1 protein-coding gene (running past one end of the window) is annotated in these 26,675 nt (G+C 72.7%); it reads right to left on the bottom strand.

Translation table 11 applies throughout. The features are described from left to right. Nucleotides 1-26,675 carry the 5' portion of a protein-glutamine glutaminase family protein gene (locus NE234_RS13250; protein WP_252779256.1) on the bottom strand. The gene continues 39,751 nt to the left of window position 1, outside the view, so 26,675 of the gene's 66,426 nt are visible here — the first part of the coding sequence; the start codon lies at nt 26,673-26,675; the stop codon falls past the left edge of the window.

The following is a 26,675-nucleotide window of genomic DNA, read 5'->3' as shown; positions in this document are numbered from 1 at the left end:
GCCTTGTGCGCGCTGGCGCCCGCGAAGCTGGTGGGTCCCAGGTGGCCGCGGATGTCGATCGCACCGAGCCGGTCACGGGTCAGACGCGACTCGAAGGCGTTCTCGGTGGTGTACTCACCGCCCAGGATCTCCTTGAAGTACGACCGCATCGACTCCGTGCCGGCGAACGTGTCCCGCAGCGAGGACGCCGTTCCCGCCGGGTCGGTCAGGTGGCCGAGTCCCTGGACCGCCTGACGGACGCCGGTGGTGTCGAGGAAGGTCACGACGCCCTGCTCCAGCACCCGCGCCGACGTGGGACCGCTCGACGTGGGACCGCCCTCCTCGGAGACGGGCAGCACGAACACCCGGGCGGTCTCCCCCGGCAGCGTGATCGGCGGCGGGTTGCGCCGGCCCGCGAGAACCCGGCCCTGCCTACCCGAGTGCTGGAGCTCGAACTTGATCTCCAGGTCCCGCGACACCTCGAACTCGTGCGTGGGCCCGTCGAACTCCATCAGCTGCGGCAGGTTCGTCAGCACGCTCAGCGCGTCGCTCGCCCCGGCACTCCGCTGGTACTCCAGCCCCATGACGGCGCTCTTGAGCACCTGATACAGACCCCGCACCTTGACACCCAGGGCGAGCTTGCGCGAGTGGGAGACGGACATGCCGGCGCTGCTCATGCCCATCACCAGATTGACGATCCGGTAGTCCTCCGCGCTGCCGAGGTAGCGCGGGGCGCTGCCGTTCCCGCGCGCCGTGACCGTGATCTTCATGGAGTCGACGTCCCAGTCGACCCCCAGGCCGCCACGCCGCTTCTTCAGCGTGAAGACCATCCCGTCCTGGTGAATCTGGTCGAAGTGCGAGCTCAAGCCCCGGTCCGAGGCGAACTTCTCGATCTGCCGCCGGATATCGGCCAGACTGTCGAGCTTGTTCCCGTGCCCGAACCGGGAGTAGTCCGCGAACGGATGGTCGGCCCGGGCGGGCAGGAACCCGTGTGCGCGCGCCACCGTCTTGATCGCGTTCTGCACCCGCTGGATGGTGCCCTCGGACCAGAAGGGCAGACCCGTCCCGACGCCCTTGGCGTCCTTCAGCCACGGCGGCGGCGCCGGGTGATCGGCCGGGTCCGCCGGCACCTCGCGCTTGCCGAGGCGGCGGATGTCGCCCTCGGCGTACGGCCGGGTGCCACCCGTCTGCGCACCCTTCAGCGCCTCCGTGTCCACCGGCAGACCGTGCTCGTACGCCATCGGCTCCGGCACCCGGACCAGCGCGTCCCCGTCGATCGGGCCGGTCGTCCCCGTCTGGGCGCTGCCGCGGACACTGACCGTGACCCGATGCCGGAACTTCATCGCGTACGCGCCGGTGTAGCCGACGTAGCGCGGTACCACGACGTACAGCCCGACCTTGCCCGCCGAGATCGAGTCGGTGTTCGACGACGAGTAGGACAGGTTGAACGAGACGCCCATGCCGGCGTCGGTGCTGTGGAACGGCTGCAGGCCGAAGTCGAGGCTCGGGAACGTCAGCGTGCTGCTGTTCGTGATGCTGTGGCCGCCGCTGGAGCCGGAGATCAGGGTCCGGACGTTCTCGATGTTGGAGTCTTTACTGGTGGTGCCGACCCGGACCGTGCCGTCCAGCAGCTCGGACCGGACCGACACGGTGGCCACCGGCCGCCCGTACTCGTTGTGCAGGTCGAACTGGTACCCGCCGTCGGCGTTGTTGACGGCCGCGTCCAGATGCATGTTGAGGTTCCACAGCTTCTGGAGCAGCTCCTTGTGGAGCTGGCTGCCCGCCGGCATGTCCAGTCCGCGCTGCCGCAGCTCTCTCACTGTCGCGTCGAAGACCTCGGGGAGACTCGACAGGCCGGAGGCGAAGTAGTACGCAGGCAGCCTCCCGGTCTTCACCGTGTCGCCGATCGCGGTGACCTGGGCCGGAGCGGTTCCGAGATAGTTGTCGGGGACCCACACCAGCAGCTTCTCGTCGGTCGGGTCGTCGACCCGGTGCGCCGGGAGGGTGTCCCAGTCCCCGTCCGACCCTCTGCGGACCTGGAACGACCAGTGCCCGGTGTAGGCGAGCAGCGTGTGACCGCCGCCGGCGACCTCGACGTGACCGCCCTCGGCGTCGGCGATATGGGTAAGCGACCGGTTCGACTGGTTCGCGGTGCCGGACAGCGACGCGCCGATCCTGACGACCTGGAGGGCGAAGGGCGTCGCGCCGATGCCGAAGGACAGCGAGATCGCCCCGCGCGTCGCGCCCGTCTGCCCGGAGACGCTCTGGGTGTGCGCGCCGGTCGCGAACACCGAGTTCACCGTGCCGCCGGCCGTGTGCTCACCCTCGACCGGCGGCAGGTTCGACACCGTCCGCGTCGAACCACCCGGGTTCTCCACCTTCTGCGGGTCGGTCGCCTCCAGCCGGACCAGCACCTCGGCGTCGCCCATCGGCACCTGCAGGCCGTGGAGCAGGTGCGGGTAGTTGGCCAGCAGCCGCTGCGGGAGGAGGTCGACGTCCTCCTGCGTGTAGTGCGCTCCGATCCGGTCCAGCTCCTGCCGGATGCGGGCGACGGCGACCATGATCTGCGGCAGGTCCTCGCGCGGAACACCGGCCCGGACGACCATCGGGTCCACGGCGACCGGGGTCGTCTCCACCGACGGCGCCGAGACCGGCTCCGGTGACTCCGGCGGCTCCGTCGACGCGGGCGCTCCCGGCGGGGCGGGTGGCGCCTCGCCCTCGGCCTCGGCCTGGGCGTCCGGGGGGAACGGCAGCGGATCCGGCTCCGGCTCCACCCGGGACTCCGGCTCGACGCGGGACTCCGTCGCGAGCTCGCCGCCGCTCGACGTGAGCAGCCCCGAGGTGACCGGCAGGCCCTCGCGGTCTCCCGGGATGAACATCCGGAACCACGCGTCCCGGCGGGGCTCCTCCGTCCCGTCGGCCCCGGAGGGACGCGAGACCAGGTCGCCGGTCCGCCGGTCGAGCACCGCGTCGTACGGGGTGGCCACCACCGGACCGTTCAGCGCCCGAGACACGGGCTCGGCGACGCTCGCGCCGTTGGTCATCGCCAGCAGCGGGTGCAGGCCGGGCGCCAGGCTCTCGACGACCTTCGCCATCGCGTACGCCTGGAGGTCCTGCTCACGGGCCGTGGCCCGGCCGTCCTGCGCGTCGCCGATGACGAGGACCATCCCCTCGGGGACCACCTCGCTCAGGAGGGCGAGCGTCTCGGGGTCCCGTGGCAGGGCGGGCTCGGCCCGGCCGGGCAGCCACAGCGCCACCGTCCGGTCCCCGGCCTTGCCCCACTGGGTCTTGGCGACCATCTCGGCCGCCGTCTCCTCGCGCGACACGAGGTCGCGCGCGAGGTCCTCGCCGGCGGTGTGACCGGAACGGGCGATCTCGGCGGCGATCAGCTCCCGCCAGACACGCGGCGCCCGGTCGAGGGCCGAGCCGCCGAGCGCCGTCCGGACGATGGCGTCGGTCTCCCGCCGGAGCTGCTCCTGCCGGACACTGGACAGCAGGCCGAGCGTCGCGCGGGCCCGGACCAGGTCGAACCGGGCGGCACTGGCCATCTCGTCGAGGAAGCGGGAGTCCGGGAGACGCGGCCGGCCGAGGATGTCGGCCGCGAGGTCGGCGGCGGGCCGGTGACCGGCCCAGGCGATCTCCGCCTCCGTCACCAGCAGAAGCCGGTGGAGGCCACGCGTCTCCGCGCTCTCGTCGTCCAGAGTGAGTCCGGTGAGCTGCCGGATGATGGCCCTGGCCTCGTGGCGGATCCGCGGGTGGTCCTCCTCCGCCAGATCCCGTAGCGAGTCGACCGTGGTCCGGGCGGCGTTCTCCCGTGCCTCGTCGATGAAGGCCCGCGGTACGAGCGGCTCGTCGAGGTCGTGCATCAGGCTCCGGGCGAGCGCCTCACCGGCGTCCGCGCCCCGGCGGGCGATCTCGGCCGCCACGAGCAGCCCCGCCTCGTCGACCCGCGAGACCTCGCCGCCGGGGTCCTGGATCGAGGGCACCCGGCCGCTCAAGTCGCCCACGAACGTCGCGGCCTGCCCCATCACCTCGGCGCGGCGCTGCTCCGTCAGCCCGGCCAGGACCTGCCGCGCGCGGCCGAGCGGCGTCGAGGGCACGATCTCCCCCGCGCCGACCGCCTGCCGGGCCCGTTGGCGCTGCGCGGCGACCAGGTCGCGGGCGAGGTGCTCGCCGGCCTCCGAACCCGACCGGGCGATCTCGGCCGCGACGCGCAGCCCGGCCCAGTCCTCCCAGTGAACCCGGCCGCCGGGATCCCGGAGCGAGGGCACCCGGCCGCTCAGATCGCCCACGAACAGCGCGGCCTGCGCCATGACCTCGGCGCGCCGCTCCTCCGACAGCCCGGCCAGGACCTGCCGCGCCCGGCCGAGCGCGGTGGTGGGCGCGGGCGGGGTGACGGGCTCGGGAGGCGCCGGGGTGGTCGCGGTCTCCCGCTCCACGTCCGGGGTGGGCGCGGGAGGAGCGACCGTCTCCTCGGGCGCCGGAGGGGTGACCGTCTCCTCGTGCGCGGGAGGCGTGAGCGTCTCCGCGGGCGCGGGAGTGGTGGCCGTCTCCTCGGGTGCGGTCCTCTCGGCCGGCGGGACGGTGGCCGGCGGCCCGACCTCGTTCCCGGCCTGCTCGGTCGCCGGAACGCTGACCGAGGGTCCGGTCTCGTCGCCGGTCTCCTGAGGCGCGGGCGGCCGCTCGGTCACGGAGGCGTCCGCCTCGGTGACCGAGGAGGACGTCGGCCGCACCGGCTCTTCGAGCATCGTGACGGTGCCGTCGCCGGAGCGCGATTCGAGCAGCCCGCCGGTGCCGCCCGTCGACGGCGCGCGGCCGCCGCCCTCGGTCCGCGTGTCGGTGACCTGCCCGAGGGTGACGACCTTGGCCTTGGAGAACAGCTCGGGGGGCCGGACCCGGACAGGCCCGCGTTCCTGCCGCAGCCGCTGGGACTCGGCACGGACGTCGTTGTCCAGACCCGGGATGCCCGCGCCCCTGCCGTCACCCCTGCCCAGCACCTGGCCGGTGCCCGCGAACGGATCCCTCGGCCGGGGCGGCTCGGCGACCACCGGATCGGTGAAGATCTTGTTCAGGCCCGGGAGGTGAACGTTCGCGTCGTCGTTCCCGCCGAGTCTCCGGCCGGACGAGGAGAACGCGCCGGTCTCAGGCGTCTGCTCGCGCGTGTACAGGTCGGCGAACGTCATGGCGTTGCCGGCTCCGTAGCCCTTCCGGGTCCCGGCCGGCGGGCGCGCGGTCGTGCCGGACGACTCGCCCTCGCGGACCGGCGCGGCCTCGCCGGACGGGACCTCCTCATGCGCCGTCGGTCCCTCATCGGACGACTCGACGTCACGGGCGGGCACGACCCGGCCGGTGCCCAGCCGGTATCCCGGGCCCGCCAGCGGGTTCTTCGGCCCGGCCGGCTGCGGCCTCTCGGCCGCAGCGGTGAGCGTGTCCTGGTGCGCGGCCGCCCACGCCGCACGGGCGCCCCTCGCGAACCCGGGGATCCCCGCGCCCTCGCCCGCACCCAGCTCACCGCGGAAGAACCGGTGCCCGCCGGCCGGGTCGGTCCAGCTCACCAGCGGTCCCCGGCCGATCTCGGCGGGTACCTGGGGTGACGACGCGAGACCACCGTCGCCGGTGGGGACGGGGGGCGGCGCGAGACCACCGTCACCGGCCGGTCCCTCGGAGCCCGAGGGGATTCCGACCGGCGGTCCATACGTCCCCACACCGCCGGGTGCGCCGCCGCCCGTGTTGAAGTAGGGCGCGTCCGGATACTCCGACGCCGGTACGTCCCAGGTCAGGGTCTCCTGCGCGGGGAACTCCTCCGTACGGCCGTCGGGGTGGATGACCCGCCACACGCTGGGCCGGCCGTCCGCCTGTGGCGCGAGGTGGAAGTGCCCCGACGCCGTCACCGCGACGGCGTGGGTCACGCGGTGCATGACCATGCCGGTCTCGTGGGCCGTCGAGCCGAGGTCGTCCTGGCCCGTCCGCACGGGCGTGCAGACCAGGACCACGTTGTCGGTGTAGCCCAGGCTCGCGAACCACCGCGCCGCCGCCTCGATGAGGTCCGCGCGCCGCGCCAGGTCGACGCTGTGGCCCGCGGTGAACGCGGTCCCCGCCGTGTTCGTGAGCGGCAGGGTGAACCGCGCTCCCTGCAGCCGCCCCTCCGACCAGCGCCAGACGACGCCGGTCATCTCGCGCAGCCCGCCGTAGAACGGCGCGCGGAGGGACCAGTCGAACGACGGGAAGAAGTGCACCCCGACGAGGTCCCCGTCGGAGGCCGTGAAGCGCCGCCCCGGCGCCTCGCCCTGCGCGGCGGTGAAGATCCGCCGGCGCGAGGCAGGCGACCACGGCGCCCGCGTCGTCAGGTCCCGCTCGCCTGCGGCTTGGGCCGGGGCGGGAGCCGGTTCGTCGTACTCCAGCAGGTGAGGCGGTGTCAGGTCGGCGAGCAGCTCCCGGTCATCGGTGCGCTCGCGCGGGCGGAACTCCTCGTCGAACCAGGCGTACAGGTCCGACGCCTCGCCGGCCAGCACCTCCTTGGGCACCCTGGAGCGGAGGTCACCACCGAGCCCCGCCCAGCGCCATGCCCGCAGCACGTCGAACAGCGGCTGCGACGTGGCCGTGCCCCAGGAGATCGCCGCCTGGAGGAACAACCGTTGGTGGTCCGGCCCGAAACCGAGACGCCCGTACACGCGCAGCAGCCACTCGGTCTGGTCGGGCGGCAGCAGATGCACCTGGTAGCCACGGACGTCGCGCATCTCGGTGCGCCACTCGTCGCTCCGCTGCTCCCGGGAGTGCGGGACGTCCTTCCACAGTTCGGTCAGGGCCGCGTGGTGGTAGTGGACCGCCTCGTACATCCCGGTCATGACGTCCTGGAGGTTCCACTCCGAGTCCTTGCCGAGCAGCCGCTCCAGCTCCGCGCCCGAGGCCACGCGGAATCCGCGGGCGGCGGCGTCGGCCCCCATGCGGCGGGCGAGCGTGACGTACAGGCGGCGGGCGGCGTCGCCAGCGGCGTGGAACACCTCCAGGTCCGACCCCAGCACCCGCCCGGAGGCACGCTCGTAGACGTTGCGCGCCGGAGCCCACGCGGGAGAGTCGTAGACATGCCCGAGCCTGACCGGCGCTTCGGGGAGGTTGTCGGCGTCCTCCGGACGCGCCAGATCCGCCGGGAGGTGATCGGCGGTCGCGGGCCGGGCCTGCGGGGCGCTCGTCCACTGCGGCCAGTCGTGCGGCGGAGCCGGCACCGGTGCGGGCTCTTCCAGCGCCGCCGTCTCGGACGGCACGGTCGCCTCGTCCGGCGTCGCGGACAGGTCGGTACGGGCGAGCGCCTCGGCGAGTTCGTCCACCGAGGGCTCCCGGCCGTCCTCCTCCGGCGGGAACAGTCTCCGGGCCAGGTCCTCGTACCGCTCGCCGAGCACGTCACGGAGCGACCGGTCGAGGTCGGCGTAGCGCGTGAGAGTCCCGCGCCTCGGGCCGGCGCCCCCGAGCTCGGTCTCCAGCCGGAGTGCCGCCTCCTCGGCCGGTGTGCCCGCGCTCCGTAGGTCCTCCAGGACCCGTGCCGCGTGCCGGGCGTACCGGAGTTCCCGCATCGCCACGGCGTGCTCGACGAGAGTCCCGGTCCGCTCGCGCATGTTCGCGTCGGTCTGTGCGAGATTACGCGCGTTGTAGTACAGGGGATGCGACTCGGCGTGCGCCTCCGTGATCACCGCGACGGCCCGGCCGATCGGGTTCGGCATCCCGCCGGAGAACCACCAGGAGGCCGGGGCCTTGTCGAACTCCTCCCACAAGGCCCCCTGAACGTCGTCCAACGCGCCGGTCAGGAAGAGGTTGCGGTCGTTGCCGGCATCCACGCCGATGGCGGTGAGCCACTCACCGGCGGTCAGCGGCCCGCGGCCGAGCGCCGTGTCCAGGACCATCCATTGCGGACGGCCGTCCGCGTCATGGGCCCACACCACCGCGGCGATGTGGTACTGCCAGGGAATCCGCGCCGGGTCGAGGGAGCCCGGCAGGTCACCACGCAGCCCCAGTACCCACCCGTCGGTGCCGGCGGCGGTGACCGCGATCTTGCCGACGGGCGCGCCCCACTGCAGGAGCCGCAGCGTGATCAGGTGGGCCCGGATCAAGCAGCCGTCGGCGACGTGGTCGCTCGGCACCCGGACGGCGCCGAGCTCGTGGTGCTGGAAGCTGAGCTCGCTCAGCAGGTCGTACCACCGCGCGACCTGCGCGTACGACACCGGGTCGGGCCGGGTATCACCGAACAGGTTGTGGGCGGCGGCCAGCGGCCAGATCTCGTTCCAGCGGTGCCAGGGAGCGTCGTCGTGCTCACGCGCCCACAGGTCGTTCAGATGCCGCTCGATGGACGCGCCGTAGCGGGCCTGGTATGCCTCATGAACGGCCCACGCCTGGGGCAGGTCCCCGCCGAGGAGGCGCAGCAGGGCGAACGCGCCCTCCGCGTCCTCGTGCTCCACCAGCACCGTGTGCAGATTCTCGGCGAAGGCCTGAACCTGCGGCAGTGCGGACGGCGCCGCCTTCGGAGCGACCGCGACCGGACCGGGCGGCGGAGCTCCCAGAGTGAACTCCGAGACCAGGCCGATCATCCGGAGGACGTCCTCGACCAGCGTCTCCGGCGCGCGTCCCTCCGCGACGGCGTCGTCCATCGCCTCGGCCAGTGAGGTTCCCCCGGTCCGCGCCTGGAACGCGGCGTCCAGGGACTCGGCCGTCCGGCCGTCCGCGAGCCAGCGGCGCAGGCGAAGCTGCTCCACCACCGCGGACTGGTCGACCGGGTCGCCGCCCAGCAGCGAGACGAGGCGATCGGCGTACTCTCCCTCGGACGGGCCGGTCGAGGCGACGGGCCCGGGCCGGGCCGGCTCCGTGGCGGGCGGGGCGGAGAGCGGCGCGCCGTGGTCCGCGAGCGGGATCCAGACGGCCAGGCCTTCCTCCGTTCCCGCCGGTGTCAGGTGGATGCCCGACGGCCCGCCGACGAGCGTGTACGGCGTGACCTCGAAGCCCGGTGTGCCGAGGACGTCGCGCAGCTGGTCCTCGTTGGCCACCTGGCCGACCCACCCGCTGTCACCCCGCAGCAACGCGCCCGTCGGAGCGTGGAAGAAATCGTCGCCGAACCGCAGCCAGCCGTCCGGAGAGAGCGTCCGGCCGTCCGGGAGCCGGATCCGGCCCGTGTCGCCGACCTCGTAACGGAGCGGCGCGGACCGGGACTCGAGCACTCGCTCGTACGTGAACCACCGCTCCGCGGACTTGCCCTTGCCCGCCGGCACCGGAGCGGGCACTTCGTTGAGACCGCCCTCGCGTGGCCCCTCGACCGTGAGCTCCCGGCCGATCGGCCAGCCCGCCCGCAGCGGATCGACCCCGGTGTCCCGCGACCCTCCGCGGAGACCGCCCGACGGCGCGCCGAACCGGCCGTCGGGCGCGAACCCGGTCCGGGTGAGGAGACGCGGCTTGCCCAGCTTCTCGTGGAGGAGCAGGTGGGGTGCCTGCAACACCATCTTCGCCCGCGCGTCGGTGATACCGGTGAGCGGGGTGAACGCGACCTGGATCCATTCGTAGAAGTCCGCGGCCTCGCTGTTCAGCGCCCACCGGGCCTTCACGGTGCCGAATCCGGCGCGCTCCCAGGCGAGCACGATGTCGTACAGCGGTTCCCCCAGCGGCACCCGCCAGGCGATCATCGCCGCGAGGATCCCCCGGCCGAGATCGGACTCCGGCATCGAACCCGGTTGGGCGGACACCAGACTCCGGTACGCGGAGAACAGCTTCTCGACGTGGCCGAGCGGCGCGTCGCCCAGCCGGTAACCGCGCACCTGCTGCATCTGCGCGCGCCACGACGCGTCACGGGGCGCGGACCCCTCGGCGAGGTTCGGCGGAGCCTGCCGTCGCACCGCGGCGGCGAAGGCGGCCATCGTCTCGGGCACGGCCCAGTCGGGCGCGGTCAGCAGGGCTTCGAGGTCCGCCCGCGAGCCGACCGGTCGCCCTTCCGTCGCGAACCACGACGCGGTGTCCTCCCCCCGCGTGGCCGACAGGTCCCCACTCAGCATCCGTACGGCGCTCCGCGCGGCGGCGTACGCGCCCGGGCGCCCCGCCAGGATCGAGGCCAGGGCCTTCTCGTGGCCTTCGCGCAGAACGGGCCAGCCCGCGTGGCGATAGGCCACGCCGAAGAGGACGGGTGGTGGGGAGGTCGGCGGGGCCGCGGGCGGGCGCGGCTGCTGCGACGACACCGGCCCGGCCGCCTCGGGTCGAGGGCCGCCACCGGCCCGGGCGACCGTCCACGCCGGCAGCGCGGAAACGACCTTGAAGCCGGCCGGAGGGAGGAAGCGGTACAGCTCCTCCACCGTGGTCTTCTGCAGGAACCCCGGGACGGTGCCCTGCCGGAGGTTCGGCCGCCCGGGCTCTCCTTCGGGGTACACCCAGTGGCTCAGGACCTCCTGGCGGCCCTGGGCGTCACGGGTTCCGAGCGCCAGCGCGACATGGGCCAGAGCGCCGAACACCACGAGATGCCCGGCCGGGATCTCCGGCGTCATCAGGCCGGTTCGGGAGTCGACCTGATGCGTCGTGAGATCACCTGCGATCATCGACCGCGCGAACACCTCGGCGTACGCGTAGTCCGCCTCCCACATCGCGCGGGAAGGCGACACGACGGCCGACCGCGTGCGGAAGACCTCCGCCGTCACCCGGGTGGCGTCCCGGTGGATCCCCACCAGCCAGGCCTTGTCGACGGCCCCGGACCGGTGGGCCGTGAACAGCAACGCCTCCCAGCAGTTCATCGCGCTCTGCGCCGACGGCATGGGGCCCTCATCGCGGAGCCACTTGGCGAAGTCGTTCGCGCCGCGCGGCGTCGTCGTGGCGAGCGCGAAACCGTCCTTCGCGGAGAACGACGAGGGCACCCACGTGTAGAAGCCGACGGATACCAGCCCGGCCTGCACGACGCGGTGCGTCCAGAACCGCACGACCGCCGGATCGAACGCGTACGCGTTCGGCGCCGCACCGCTCGAAGCCCGGCCCTGCTCCTCCTCCGTCGCGCCGGCGGTGATCCGTCCGGCCCGGACCGGCGGTGACCATCCGGCCTGTGATGTCAGGCCCTGCTCGGCCGCCGTCTCGGATCCCCGCGTGCGCCGGGCCGGGGGCTGAAGAGCGTCGTCCTCATCGGCGGGCCGCTTGAGGCCCGAGGCGCCCTGCGCCGACTCCCCCGGTGCGGAGGGGGCGGGGTACGACGGGCCGGCGTCCCGGTCGCCGAGGACCTCGTAGATCGAGGAGGCCGCGACGGTGTCGGCGGCGCCGCTCTGCTCGGTGGTCACCACCATCGCGAAGGCCGGCGCGCCGGACGCCTCCAGCGGGTGGTCCATCAGAACGGCGGTGGCGTCCACCGCCTCGATGATCTCCAGGTACCGCGCGGGCATCTCCTGGGCGGGGTCGAACGGGCCGCCCGCCATGAGCCCGTCGTACCTGACCGCCGAACGCGGCTCCGTACGAGGGACCCCGTCGCTTCCCACGACGGTCAGCGTGGCCAGGCGGCGGAACAACGACTCCGCGTCCAGGTTCTCGTCCGGCAGCCCACCGCCGTGCGACGACTCATGCGCCAGCACGACCAGGAGGTCGCGCATGCCCCAGTGCCGGGCGTCCGGACGCGTCAGCTTCAGGTCCGGCGCGTCCGCGGTGCGTCCGGGGCGTATCTCGACGGCCTCGCCGTGACCGGGGTCGACGACCAGCTTCACCGCCATGAACAGCTGGTCACCCGACCGCGGAAGCCTGTATCCCCGGTTCACATGCTTGTCGTACAGACGGTTCAAAGACGCCTGCAGAGCCCGGACGTCGGCCTCGGTCACCCCGAACATCGGCCTGACCGGCAGCGTGACGACGCGGACGCGGACCCAGGTGCCGTTCTCCGCCTGGATGCGCTGCACGTTGACCCGGATCAGCGTCTCCCACGAGGAGGTCTTCCCGGCCTTGCCCGCGAAGAAGCTCACCTTCGGGTCGTAGCGCTCGGTCGCGACCTTGGCCACCGGCGCGTCGAACCGCCGGTCCAGCCACTGCTCGGGGCTCGCCGGCCGCTCGACCTTCGCGCCCGGCTCCCGCACCGGGTTCGGCGTGCCGTTCCGGGGGTCGGTCCCGGTACGGGTCACCGGCCACGCCGGCGCAGCGGAGGTCACGGTCGCTGGGTGGCCGGAGAGGGTCAGCGCCTCCTGGATCTCCTCCACCGTGGTCCGCTGCAGGAACCCCGGACCGGACGGCACGGTCGTCGGCCGCCCGGGCCTGCTCTCGGGGAAGTTCCAGTTGCTCAGGACCTCCTGGCGTCCCTCGGCGTCCCGGGTCCCCAGCGCCAGCGCGGCGTGGTTCATGTCGCCGAACACCACGAGATGGCCCGGCGGGATGTCCGGGGTGGTCAGCCCGGTCCGGGGATCGACGTCGTGACGGGTGAAGTCACCGGACGTCATCAAACTCTGCAGCGTGCCGAAATACGTCTCCTCCAGCGCGTTCGCCAGCGCCCCGCGATCCGTCTCGCCGGCCTGGCGCGCCCGGTAGACCACTCCGATCGCCGCCCGCGCGGCCTGGTCGTGGATCCCCTCCAGCCAGGCCCGGTCGACCGCGCCGGTCCAGTAGGCCGTGTAGAGGAACACCTCCCAGCAGTTCATCGCGCTCTGCGACGACAGGACCGGCCCCTTACCGCGCAGCCATCGGGCGAAGTCGTTCGTGCGGCCCTCCCACTCCATGAGGAGCGCGAAGGCGTCTTCCGAGTCGGGCCCCGATCGCGTCCACTCATAGAGGCCGGTCGACTGCAGCGCGGCCTCCAGGACCCGCTGCCGCCAGTCCAGGTCCGTGGCCGGAATGAGCGGATAGAGGTCCTCGTCCGCGACGCCCTCGGCGGGCCGCAGGTCCGGGGGCGCGGACGGATCGGCGTGAGTGTCCTCGCCCGCAGCCGGGCCTCGCAGCTCCCGGGCGTGCTCGTCGGGGAACCTGCCCTCAAGGGCCACGGACGCGCGGAGTTCGTCCTCGCCGAAGGGGGCCAGGTGCTGGTACCGGTCCCAGCTGTCCACGTAGTCCAGCTGCGGATCGTGGCCCGATATCTCGTTCAGGGCGAGCTGGAAGCCGCGCATCACCTCGTGGAAGCTGTGGTGCTTCTGCTGCAGCATCGCGCCGATCAACGCCGCGCGCAGGAGCCCGAGGTCGATCGTCACGCCCCGCCAGCGGCGGGGCATCCGGGCGAGGTTGTTCGCGAACATGTAGGCGGTGCCCGACGTGCCGGTCAGGACCAGCCCTCCGCTGCTCTCCGACCGCTGCTGGAACCCGCTCTTCATCAGCAGCTCTTCGTTGTTCGACGCGGGGATCCAGGGCAGGGACTCGCCCTCGCCGACGATCGATCGCTCGGCGTCGCTGAGCGGCGGCCGTACCTGCGACGCCGACTCATCGGTGGTCAGGAGCTCGTGCATCGCCGCCGCGATGGCCGCCGCCTTGGCGCCGGAATCCAGGTCCGAGGCCCCGATCTCCGCCAGCCGCCTCTCGTACTCCACCCGGGCCGGGGTGTTCACCCGGTCGGCGCGCTCGGCGACGATCTCCGGATGCCGCGGGCTGTCGCTCCTCAGCTGATGCGGGATCAGGCCCGAGACCAGTCCGTTGAACAGGAACGTCACTCGCTCGCGCACGTTGCCCGAGTCGACGACCTCCTGCAGACGCTCGGCGGACATCCCCACCACACCGGCCAGCCAGACGTCATCGGAGCCGTACTCCGCCCGGCGATTCTCCGGCGTGCGGTTCCAGATGTCCTTGACGATCCTGCCGAGCTCCTCATTGACCAGCGGATGCTCCGACAGGTAGACCGCCAGGCGCTGCTCGTACCGGATCGCCTCGTGCAGGTACCGGATCCGGGCCAGGATGGGTCTCGGGGCGTCCTGGGGGACGAAGGGCTCCGAGCTCGACGACGGATAGAGGTCCTCCTCCGGGACGCCCGCCGCGGGCCGCAGGTCGCCGGGCGCGGACGGCGGCGCGTGGACCGGCTCGTCGTCCGGTTCGGCATGCGGTGCGCTCATCCACTGCGGCCAGCCCGGCCGTGCCACCGCCGACGACTGCATCTGATCGAAACGGGACAACCGCCCCGCGTACACCGAGCTACGGGCGAGCGCGTCGGCCGACTCCTCCACCGAGCGTTCCCGGCCGGCCTGCTCGTCCGGGAAGAGCTCCGTCGTCACTTCGGCATGGCGGTCGCCGAGCACGGTCCGCAGCAACGGGACCAGTTCCTTCTGATAGCGCGGCAACGTGCCGCGCAACGGGCTGGCCCCCGGCAGTCCGGCCCTGAGCAGGCGGGCCGCTCCCTCCGCCGACCGGCCCGCCGCGCGCAGGCTCCTCAGCAGCCGCCGGGCGTGCTGGACGTAGTCGAACTCCCGCGCCGCCAGAATGTGGTCAAGGACCTCGCCGCGGACGAACGCGTCGGTCTCCCGCAGCGTGCGCGCCCGGCCGTCCATCGGGTGCCCCAGGGCGTGCGGCTCCGTGATGACCGCCACGACACGGCCCAACGGGCTCACGAGCCCGTCCGCGCTCTTCTTCCAGGTGCGCGGAGCCCGCTCGTACTCCCTCCGCAGCGCCTCCTGGACATCGTCCAGGGCACCGGTGAAGAAGAGGTTCCGGTCATTGGTGGTGACCACCCCGAGCCGGTTGAGCCAATCACCCGGCGTCTGAGGACCGGCCCTGAGCGACAGATCCAGGACCATCCATCCGGAGCCGGTCCGGACGACCGGAGCGACGTGGTAATCCCAGATGTCCTCGGTCATGCTCGGGCCGAGCATCCGCCCGCCACGGGGGTAGAACCCACTGACCGTGATCTTGCCTACCGGCGCCCCCCACCGCAGGAGCTGCAGCGTGACCAGATGCGCCCGTAGATGAGCACCCTTCCGGTAGTCGTGCGGGACCCGGAGGTTCCCGAAGTCCTCGAGATGGACGTGCAGGTCGAGGAGCGCTTCATACCAACCGGAGAGCTGCTCGGCCGAGACCGACTTCTCCGGGGGAGTCGGCCCGAACAGATCCGGGATTCCGCGGTCGAGGACCTCATCCAGGGTGTCCGCGGTCACCACCGGTGGGCGAGCATCGCCACCGGTGGTCTCGGCGCCGCTCCGGGAGGCGAGTCCGATCTTCGGCGGCACCTCGGCGAGGGGGGCGTGTGAAGTCTGCGCTCCGGTCTCCGGGTGGACCGTGGTGACCGTACGGCCGAGGTGGTCCGCGAGCTCGGTGGCGAAGGAGTCCTCGCCGTCCGGGCCGAGAGCCTCGGCGCCCGGCGCCACCAACATCACCTCTCGGCGCGAGGGGGCGGTCCCGCTGCGGGCGCTCCAATAATCCGTCTCACCCGGCCGGTGATTGCGCGTGATCCAAAGGGCCGTCTCCTTGGCGTCACGCGGGTATCCACGGAAAAATATCGTTGCGGTAGCGGCTTGCCGGCCACCGCGTTGAATGCGCGGCGCGCGACGGAACTCGCCGATGACGACCGGCACGTCCAACCGGCTGTTGAACGGCGCCGGTTCCCCGGTCGGGATCCCCATGAACTGGCGGAAGGCCCGCTGAACCTCGTCTCGCGCGTAGTTCTCCCGGACCGGGTTGACCTCGAGGGCCTGCCCCTCCGGTCCGTAGATCTCCGCCAGGACCGGAACGGTCTCCTGGAAGAGGTCGCCCGGCCCATAGGCCTTCTTGAGCAGGTCGACCATCCCCGGCAGGTGCTGCTCGATCCACTCGCTCGTGTTGTTGAGCGGCAGGTCGGTGCCGGTGTCGCGTCCGGCGTTCACTCCCAGCCATACGTTCGTCGCCTGGGCGAAGAATTCCCAGCCATTGGTCGCCGAATAGTTCACGCTGCCGGATTTGTTGGGGTTGGTCAGCGCTCCGTCCGGCCACCGCCCGCCGGTCTTGCGGGATTTCAGCAGATCGAACTGCTGATCGATCTGCCGCTTGGCGTCCGGGCCGAGAACGTAGTGGTGAACGGCATGCGCCATCTCGTGAACGAGGACGGAATACCCCGTGTTGTAGGTGCTGCCCACCAGGGTCATCTCGCCGAGGAGGTTCTCCTCGCCGACGGCGACCAGGGTCTCGTAGCGGACACCCCGGAGATCGTCGTACGCTCTGGCGTCGCCGGTGGCTCCACCGGCGAGATCGGTGAAGCGGGACACGGACGTGAGCTTCTCGCCACGCGGGATCACCACTACCCGGACGCCTTGGGTGATCAGCGCCTGCACGACATCCGGAACATGGCGGAACATGCGGGTGAGGGTCACGTGAGCGGCCCGCCGGGCCGCCGCGGGCTGCTCGACCCCCGGCGGCACCTCGATCATCAGCTGCGTCACCACGGCGACGAAGTCCGCCGACGCGTCGCGGCCGGGCAACAGGCGACGCAGTTCCGCCACGGAATCCCGGTTCCCGGCCCACGAATCCCGTGTCTCCGCGGGCAGAGACGCCAGCATCGCGGCTCGGGCGGCCGGTGACAGATCCGCCAGCAGCGCGGCCGCCTCCCCCGGCGACCCCGGCTCCAGCGTCGCGGACGTCGCCCCTGTTTCCGATGCCGGTCTCGGCACCGCGGAGATCGGCCCCGTTTCCGATCCCGATCCCGATTTCAGCGCGGACCCCACGTTCCGGAAGCCGGTCTTCGCACGCTTCCACGCGCGCGAAACCGAAGAAGTGGACTTCCCACGATCGGTGGTCGGAGCATTGCCGCCATGGGACTTCGCCGGGAGCCCCTTCGGAGCCAGGTCAATGGCCGATTCGTCGCCGGTGTACTGCTGCCGCAGCCACGCGTACGCCGCCCGGACCCTCTCGAGGTCCTCGGGGGTCGGGTTGTGCAGCCGCTCCGCGTACGGGTACAGCGCCCGTAGTTTCCCGGCGAAGTGCTCGAATTGCTGTTCCGACTCCGTCGCCGTCTTGTACCGCTTGCCGGCCGAACGCACCTCCCATACCGCCTGCCGAAGAGTCCGGCCACCGTCGGTGTCGAACTCGCCGAAGACGTTCATCTCGGTGATGTCGTCCAGGCCGACCCGCCGAGCGCCCGGTACCAGGCCGGCGAGCAGGAAGTCCCTGAGGACGCCGCTCTCCTCGTCCCGGAGCGGCAGGTCCAGCAGGTCGCTGTCCTCGAGGTCCCGATTCAGGTTCACGTCGCGGGCGCGTATCCGCCTCGACGATTCCGTCAGGAAGTTCGCGTGGTCGGTCTGGAGGAACCGCTGGGCCGGTCCGGGAAGGTCGGCGAGGAGATCGAACGGTTCATGCCGCGGCAAGGCGGCGGCATGGACCTTGTCCAGACCCGGCGTCACGTAACCGCTGCCGTACATCGCGACCGGAAGGTACAGCGCTGCCGCGTGGTGGCGAAGCTCCTGCACCGCGCGATCCGGAATGTCCAGCAGGGTGTGCGCGTGCGTCAGATCGGCCGGGACGTGCCCCAGTGCCGTCCACGCGATGAACCGGGCCGCCACCCAGTCGGCGAAGTCGAGGGCGTCGGCCAGATGACCACGAGTGACCTCGCTGTAGAGCTCACTCTGGAAGGTGTTCTCAAGAACCTCCCGCAGGAAGGGATGACCGACCGCCGGCACCACGCCGAAGTTGTCGTGGTCATGGCCGCCCCGCGGCGGGGCGTCGACCGGCCGGGGGCCGATCAGCCAGCCCTGCCCCTCCTCGGTCAGCGACCAGCCCTCGGGCAGGAAGTCCTGCAGCGGGCTGAGTTCCTCCTGGCCGGGCCGTCCCGGGACCTTCTCCAGTTCGCTCTCGAGGCCTCGGGCCACGGGGAACATCTCGCTGGGCTCGGCGTAGTCCTCGAAGGGGTGGACTTTCATCACACCGAAGATGGGCTCGGTGATCCCGATCTCCACGCTCTCCGCAGACTCGACCGGGTTCTCCGGATCCGCGGCGTTCAGCGCCGCGACCGCGTTCTCCTCCTCGAGGTAATACTCACCCTCCGGCCCCAGGAAGACGTCCCACACGTCGAGCGTGAGTACGGCGCCGTGCGGACCGGTCGCCAGGGTCAGGCCGCCGTAATCGTTCGGATCCTCGACCTCCGGGTGCTTGAGGATGTACGGGAACTCCCGCTCCTTGCCGCCCCCTTCTCCGTGAAGCCCGGACACACGCCCATCGACGACGAGCTGCGCGATCGCCTCACCGGCCCGCCGGAGCGGACGCTTCAGCGTCGAATCGAGCCCCTCGTACAGCCCGGGCAACCGCTCCCGCAACTCCTTCGCGGCATCGCCCGTGACCTCCGAATGATTGCGCGCCAGCTCCCTGCGCGCCTCCTGCCACAACACCTGCAGCTCATGCCCGTCCAACCCCGCCGCCCCGTCGGCGGGCCAGCGCCCGGCGGTGTCCTCCGTCCGCTCGGCGACGGCGGAGACCGGGTGTTCCGGCTCCGACTCGGTATCGGTGCTCAGGACCGACTCGGTATCGATGCTGAAGATCGATTCGGTGTCGGTGCCGAGGACCGACTCGGTATCGATGCTGACGGTCGACTGCTCTTCGGCGAGGGCCTCGGCGCGGCCGGTCTCGAACAGGTCGGCGGTGGTCTCGTCCTCCGAGGAGACCGTGGCGCGATCGACCGGCGCCCACCACAGGCGGTACTCGTCGAAGAAGTCCTCACGGAAGGACGCGGCGGTCCGGTCCACCCACTCGGTGTCGTCGAGGTCGTGGCCCTCGCCGACGGTCTGGAACGAGCGGCCCGCCGTTCGGAGCGCGGCCGGGACGGTGGCCTCGAAAGCGAGGTGGGCGGGGAGCTCGGACGTGAGGCGCTCGACCCGTCGGTCCCAGGAGGCGGTCCGCTCGGCCAGGTCCTCCGGCTTGTCGACGCCGCCGAAGATCTCGTCGTAGGCGTCCGTCATCCGGTCGGTCAGGCCGGTACGGGCCCGGCCGGCGTCGTCCTCGGACAGCACCGTCTCCGGGTGGTCCTGCCGCCACTGCTGGTACGCAGAGGCGAAGACCTCCGCGGCCTTCGCGGCCACGCCCTGCTTGGCCGTCTCGCGCGCGACCAGGGTGTGCAGCCGGGGTGTGCCGGTGGTCTCGCCGTACCAGGACCGCCACTGTTCGAGCCGCTCGGCCTGCGTTCCGCTCTGCTCACCGGTGAACAGGGCGCCGAACCGGTCGTTCACGGAACGGGCGATGGACTGCTCCACGGACCGCCGTACGCCGCCGGGCAGCTCGCCGCCGAACTCGACGCCGAACCGCTGCCGGAACTTCTCGAGCGCCTCGGGCGGCGCGGTCCGCCACGCCTCGATCGCGGTGTTCACGTCGGCGAGGGTCTTGACGAGCGCGCCCTCCCGGGCGGTCTGCCGGGCCAGCGCCGACGGGACGGACGCGGCCACCGTGTCGAACTTCGCCCGCCACCGCTGCCGCGTCTCGGCGGTGACCTCGGCGCCGGGCTGGAATATCTCCTCGTACGCGGCGTCGAGCTCGCGCAGCCCGTCGAACACGACCTGGGTGCGGCCGGGGTCCGACGGCACGGCGTTCTCAGGGGCGAACGCGGTGAGCAGGTCCCGGTCGGGCCCGGACAGGTTCTCGCGGAAGGTCTCAGTGGCGGAGAAGACGAGCTCGGTGAACCGCTCCTGCTCGGACGCGTGACCGGTACGCCGGTCGAAGGACTCCCACAGACCATCGCCGGTCAGCTCCCGCAGGCGGCGTTCGGCCACGCGCCGGATCTCCGGCAGGGCCTGCGGCAGGGCGGCGCGGATGCCCGAGACGCCGGTGAGGAGCTCATCGACGGCGCTCTCCAACTTCTCCTGGAAGTCCGGGCGCTGCCCCTCGCGTACGGCGTGGGCCACGGTCTCGGTGAGCGCGACGGGCAGGGCGTCGTCCGCGTCGCCCAGGCGCCGGCTGCGGTTCTCGTACCAGCTCTGGAAGGTCCGCTCGTACGCGTCCCGGCCGATCTGCAGCGCGACCTGCCGGACGGCCTCCCGGTCCAGCTCGTCCGGCAGGCCGTCGAGGATCTCCTGCCGCTCCTCGTCACCGGCGAGGATCCGGCGTTCGAACGTCTCCCGCGCCCGGTCGCGGATCGCGTCGATTTGCTCGCCCGCCGTGTCGCGGATGCCCTCCGGGACCCACGACTCGAAGATCTCGTCGAACGCCTGCCGGTCCGCGGCCGAGGCCGCCGGCCCGGCGGCCTCGGCGTCGTGCCGGGTGAAGGTGGCCTCGAGGTTCTCGTACAGGCGTGCCTGCGCGGCGTGCCACGCGGGGGTGCGCCAGTCGCCGGGTTCGGCGTAGGACGGCTCGGCGACGGGCGTCCACCCGGGTTCCTCCGCGTCGTGTGCGGCGGAGGCGGCCAGGTACTCGTCGATGAAGGGGGTGCCGAGGTCCTCGACGCGGCGGCGGAGGTCCTCGATGTTGCGGCGGACCCAGTTCGCCGTGGCTCCGGACCGGAGCGTCACCTGGCCGTCGCTCTGCGTCTCGAGGAAGCGGGTGAACTCCCGCTGCGCGACGTCGCGGCGCTCGGCGATCTCGTGCAGCGCGTCGAGCTGGCGCGCGTGGTCGGACGCCAGCCGGGCCTGCGCGGCCGGGTCGAGCGTCCTGCCGTCCACGAAGTCGGTGATCCGCCTGGCGATCTCGGCCTGCTCCCGCCGGTACCAGGACGTCACCTCCGGCGTCCACTCCGCGTCGGGCGGACGTTCGGTAATCAGCTTCTGGGCCGAGGGTTCCGGCACCGTCTCGCCCTGCTGGGGCGCGGTGTCCTGTTGCTCCTCAGCCGGCGGAGTGGTCTCGGGCGCTCGTTCGGTGAGCTGCTGCCGCCGCCACGCGCGGGCCGCGGCGTCGTACCGCCCGCGGAAGTCCTCCACCAGCCGGGTCCGCGCGTCCTCCGTCGGGGCGGGGCCCTCGGTCATCGCCTGGACGAACTCGTCCCGCACCGCGGTGGCCTGGGGACTGTGGTGGAAGGCGACGTCGACGTTGCGCACCGCCGGCCGCGTGTAGGAGACGACCTCCCACGCGAACACGTGCCGCGCGTCGGCGACCGCCCGCGCCTCGTCCAGCCGCCGGGTGAGCTCGCCCTCCAGTCCGGTGCGGCTTCCCGGGTCCGTGGCGGCCCACTCGTGGACGAACCACTCGCGCGCGTTCTGGACCTGCTCGAACGCGCCGAACGTGAAGCCGCGGTCCGGCTGCTCGTCGAGGATCGCGTCGAACGCCCGGTGCGCCTCGTCGCGCTGCTCGATCTCGGTGCGCAGGCGGGTGAGTTCCTCGGCGGCACGGGCCTCCGCCGCGAGCCTCGCCGGGCTCGGCGCCGGCGGAGTCTCCCGCACCTCCGGCGGCGCCTCCCGTACCTCCAGGGGCGCGTCCTCGAGCAGGATCTGGGCCTGTTCGAGGACCTCGACGGGCGTTTCGGCCTCGTCGGGCGCGTCCTCGACGTACGCCCGCCGGCCCACCGGCGGTTCGGAGCCGGCGGGCGCGGACCTCGACTCCGCGCCGGCGGGCGCGGGCTCCGTCTCCGGGACGGCGGGTGCGGACTCCGATTCCGGCACGAGCCCGGCGCGCCGCTCGTACTCCTCGAGCGGGGTCCGGGTCAGCTCCAGCCACCGCAGGTCCAGGGTCCACTCCGGGTTCCGGCTCCAGTCCCGGTAGACCTCCTCCTTGGCCGCGACCTGCTCGCGGAGGGCGGCGAGGCCCTCGCGCGCCTCGGCCAGCAGTGAGGTGCGCCCCTCCTCGCTGTCGGTCGCGTTCATCTCGGTACGGAGACGGCTCCGGAGCGCCTCCTGTCCGGCGCGGTAGTCGGCGAGCGCGTGCGGGGACCGCAGGTCCGGCCATCCCTCCTGGAAGACCCGTTCCAGGTTCTCCATCGCATCGGCCCGGCGCACCATGTCGGCGAAGATGTCCAACAGCCGCTGCCGGTTCCGGGCGTTCTCCTCCGCGGCCTGCTCGCGCAGCCGGGCCAGCCGTGGCGCGTCGGTCTCGGCCTGGAACGCCTCCCAGCTCTCCCGGAGCGTGACGCCGAAGACGTCGCCCTGGGACCGCTCAAGCTCCAGCCACGCCGCCAGATCCCGATCAGCCGGGCCGAAGTGCTCGTGGTAGAGCCTCGCCCAGTCGGCCCGGAAATCGTTCGCGAGCTCCTCGAACCTCTCCTCGCTCATCGCGTGGCGCCGCTGCGCCCGCTCCGTGAGTTCGTTCGCCTCGGCGGTCAGCTCGTTGAACCGGCCGGCCCCCTCGCCGAGCGCCTCCTCGACCCTCGCCTCGAATCGCAGGCGCTCGTTCAGCGAGTAGAGGTAGGGCAGGAAGTGGTCGTGGTAGAACGCCTCCTCCCGGCCGATCAGCTCCTCGCGGGACCAGAGGTCCTCCCCGGGGCGGCCGACCACCGACTTGTACGCGTCGGTCATGGCGGTGCGGAAGTCCGCGCCGACCCGCTGGACGTGGGTGTCCGACCGGCCGGTGCCCTGCAGCGCCCGGTCCACCCGGCGCAGCATCGCCGCCCGGCCCGCCTGCTCGTCGAGCCGCGCGGGCAGTTCGGCGGCCAGGCGCTCGAACGCGGTGGTCAGCCGGCGGGTGTGCTCCTCCCAGTCGCGGGCGGTCAGCTCCCCGGCGGAACGGCCGCCGAGGAGCCGGGTGCTCTCGGCCCGCAGGTCGGTCCGGAACTCCGCCAGGACCGCGTCGTAGTCCACGCCGTCGATCTGGGCGCGGGGGCGTTCCGACATCTCCCGCCAGTGGAACTCCTGGTCGCCGAGTTCCTCTTCGGCGCGGGCCAGGAGGGCGTCCTCGGCCATCTCGGCGCGGATCCGGGCGGTGAAGAGTTCGTTCAGTTCGCGCACCGCCGGTCCGAGTTCCGTCGTGCGCCGTTCGAACTCCTCGACGGGGAGGGTACGCGTCTCCCGGCCGCCGGGCAGGGTCCGCGTGTAGGCCTCGAAGTACGCGTGGTACTCGGCCCGCAGGTTCCGGGCGCGGTCGGAGGCGAGGTCCAGGCCCGCCTCTCCGGCCAGGCGGCGGAACTCGAAGTTCGCCTCGTACTCGAGCTCGAGCCGGGTCGCCAGCCCGCGGGCCAGCTCGCCGGTACGCGCGGCGGCCCGGTCCGCGAAGTCGTACAGGGCGTCTTCGCGGTGCGCCCCGCCGCGCAGGCCCACATTCTCGGCGATGCGGCGGACCTCGGCCTCGTTCGCCTCGAGGAACCGCGTCAGCGCCCGCGCCTCCTCCTCCGGCGAGAACCGGTCCCGGTCCACGACCTCGTCGAAGGCCTCCTCGGCGCTCACCCGCGCCGAACGTACGGCGGCCTCCACCTCGAGCTCGTCGTGCAGTCCGTCGGTCAGCTCCTGGAACGACCGTTCGAACTGATCCCGCGTCAGCTCGCCGCGCAGGTAGCGGTCGAACTCCGGCTTCCACCGCGAGTCGAACCGGTCCCGTACGTCGAAGGTCCACGGCCGCGTCCGGTCGGCGTCGAGCCGCGTCTGCTCGCGGATCATCCGGTCGGCCACTTCGGGGAGGGACAGGTCGTGCTGCAGGCCGCTCAGCCGGGACTCCAGCACGTCGATCAGGCGTTCCTCGAAGGGCCTCGCGTCGTCCGCCGGGGCCTGGTTGTGCTCGGCACGGGCCGTGCGGTACGCGTCGGCGACCGTGGAGGCGAGGTCGTCCGGCACACCCGCCTTCCGCGCCCAGCCCTCCGGCTCGGACAGCGGGTCCCGCCGGAGCAGCAGTTCGGCCACCTCGTGCGGCGACGCGGAGTACTCGTTGTCCCCGAGCACCGGCTCCAGCTTGGCGGTGAGCCGTTCCTGCAGCGTCGGCGGCTTGTCGATGAGCTCCTGCTCTCCGCCGGCCATGATGCGCGGCGGCTTCGCCCGCGCCCGGTCGTCCTCGGCGAGAGCGGCCCGGTAGGCCTCGGTGATCGGGCGGGTGAGCCGGTCGGGGAAGCCCGCCTCGCGGAGCCGGATCGCCGGGTCGGTGTTCGCCCCGCGGTCGGGCACCCCGAAGGTGGTCGGACCCTCGTGGTACGCGGCGATCGCCGCGTTCACCCGGTCGTCGGCCTCCCGCTGCCGCCAGAACCGGCGGTCCTCGTCGCCGAGCAGTCCGTCGTACCGCTCCGTCAGCCTCGCCTGGTCGAGGTTCAACCGGCCCTGCGCGATCGGGTCGCCGGGGTCGAACCGGAAGTTCGGCGTGACGTCCCCGTGGTCGAGGGCCAGGGGGTCCACCAGGACGTCGTCCGGCCGGTGGCCGCCGGGCGCGGCGTCGTCCGTGGCGGTCCCGTGGTGCTCGGGCGGCGGAGGCGGATCCGGCGGAGACGGGTCGGAGCGCGCCGAGTCCTCCGGGGCGGACTCCGTCCGTACGGGCGTCGCGGGCCGCTCGCCGGCGGGGGTGTTCGCCCCGCGGGTCGCCGTGGGCGTCTCCTCCTCGTCGGGAGCATCCTCCACGTACGCGCGCCGGTCCGTCCGGTCCCGCCGGGACGCCGGCTCTGGCGTCTCCGTCGCGGGGCGCTCCCGGCCGGACGGCGGGGACGGGTTCTGCGGCCTCTCGTCGGGAGCCACCGGCCTCGTGGTGGATCCGGTCCCGGTCCGTGCGGACGCGGGAGGCGTCGGCTCACCGGGCCTCGAGCCGTTGTTCGCGGGTGTGCCCGGACCCCTGCCGAGCTCGGCCGGGGGCTCACCGGACGCGGGGGGCCCGCCGGACTCCGTCCGCACCGGCACGGCGGGCGACTCGGCGGGCGGGGCCGTGGTCGACTCGGAAGGCGGCTCGGTGATCGACTCGGCGGGCGGCTCCGTCGGCTCTTCCGCGGGCGTCCGGGAGTCGCCCGTACGCGTCGTCGTCTCGTTGGGCCGTACGGTCTCGGGTCCCGTGCGGGTCGCGCCGGGGGTCGTGTTCCGTCCGGAGGCGGGCGGCTCGGTGACGCGCCCGTTCGGCTCCGAGCGCGGTGGCGTCTCGGGCGGTGTCGTCGACGTGGTCTGCGGCCGGGACGGCGGCGTCACGGCCTCCTCGGTGCCCGGCGCGTCGCGCTGCGCCCCCTCGGACTGCCGCGCCGAGGTCTCGGTGCCCGCGGAGCGGGGCGGAAGCGCGCCGTTGGTGCCCGGTTCGACGCGCCCGCCGCCGGGGGCGGGATTCGTGACCTCCGTGTGCGAGGGCGCCGGAACCTCGGCCTCCGGCGACGTGAGGTTCCGCGGGGCCGGGGATTCGGCGTGCGGCGCCGAAGTCGGGCGGAACGCGGGCCGCTCGACCGGGGACACCGGCTCCGAGTCCGACGTGAAGCTCTCCACCGGGGACACCGGCCGCGAGTCCGACGTGAAGCTCTCCACCGGGGAGACCGGCTCCGGGCTGAACTCGACGTTCTCCCGCGGCGTGGTGACCGGCGTGGAGCGGACCGGGGAACTCGGTGCGGGGGACCCGGGCCGTACCGGCGGAGCCGCGGTGATCGGCGTGTGCTCGCCCAGCGGGGCCGACAGGGGCGGCGGGAGCGGTTCGCCGTTCTCGCCGATCGTGCGGCTCTCGGGGAGCGGCGTCTCGACGGACGGCGAGAGGTTACGGCTCGGCGGCGGTGGCGTGACCTCGCCGAGGGTCTCCGGGCCGTGGGAGCCGTTCAGGGACAGCGGGTCACCGAGGCCGGTCCGCAGGAGCGGGTCGTCCTCCCCGACCGTCCCGATGCGCTCGGGAGGCTCGACGGTCGTCGGACGCTGCGGTGGCGCGGAACGCACGGTCTGCGGCGGCGGCTCCTCCAGGGAGGACTCCGGCAGGGGCGTCGACCGTCCGCCGCCGCCCGGGCCGTCGCCGCCGGGTCCGCCGCCGGGCTTGACCTCGGCGGAGGAGATATCGAGGTGTTCCTGCGCGAGCAGCTCGGAGATACCGCCGCCGATCTTCTGCGTGCGGTACCCGTTGGCGATGAAGTGGACGCCCCGCGCGAACGCGCCGAACGCGGCACCGCCGATGCCACCGCCGGTGGGCACCATCGGGTCGAAGTGCCAGTAGTTCTCCACGAGGCCGGGGGCCATCGTCCCGGCGATCCCCGCGCCGGCGCCCATCTTGACGAAGTCGCCGCCGATGTTCCTCAGCTCGTTGACGATGTTGTTGTCGAGGAACTTCGCGAAGTTGCCGGTGGCCAGCCCGTCGAACCACTTGCCCAGGCCGCCGAGCCCGGCGCCCACGCCGCGGATTCCGAGATCGGCCAGAGCGCCGCCGACCGCGCCCTCGGCGACCCAGGTCCCGTTGATCGGCTTGTCCGGGTCGCCGTAGCCCAGCGCGGTGGAGATCAGGCTCGCCGCCATCATGATCAGCGCACCGATGGCCGCCTGGATCGCGGTCGGCACGATGAACTCGATGAGGCCCGCCAGCCGCTGCAGGATCATGTTCAGGGTCAGGCGCGCGGTGTTGTAGGCGATCGCCTCCTCACCGAGGGAGGCCCCGCCGGTGAAGAACGCCATCGCCGACATGATCGCCAGCTGGATCTGCATGGCGATCAGCGTCGAGATGATCTGGATCTGCGCCTGGCCCAGGCTCCGCGCCCAGTTACCGAACTGCGTCGCCGTGGCGAGGGCGCCGTCCCTGATCTCGTTGATGTGGCTGCCGTAGCCGCCCTCGCCCGTGAGCTCCCGGAGCATCGCCTTGTACTGGGCGATGACCTCTTCGGGCAGCGCGCCGTCGACCTTGCTCAGCGTGTCCTCGATGAGCCGCGCCAGGCCGTCCAGCTCGGCCGCCAGATCGGTCGGGGCCTGGCCGAGCTGGAAGACCTGGCCGGGGTTGGCCTCGGGCGGCTCCATTCCCATCAGGAACAGGAACATCCGCCGTTCGTCCTCGTTGAAGACGAACCCGCCCCACGGCTCATCGGACAC

This window comes from Actinoallomurus rhizosphaericola, from assembly GCF_024055675.1.
Classification (GTDB): Bacteria; Actinomycetota; Actinomycetes; order Streptosporangiales; family Streptosporangiaceae; genus Actinoallomurus; species Actinoallomurus soli.
Note: the sequence above shows the minus strand (reverse complement) of the source record. Positions and strands in the feature narration are given on the sequence as shown.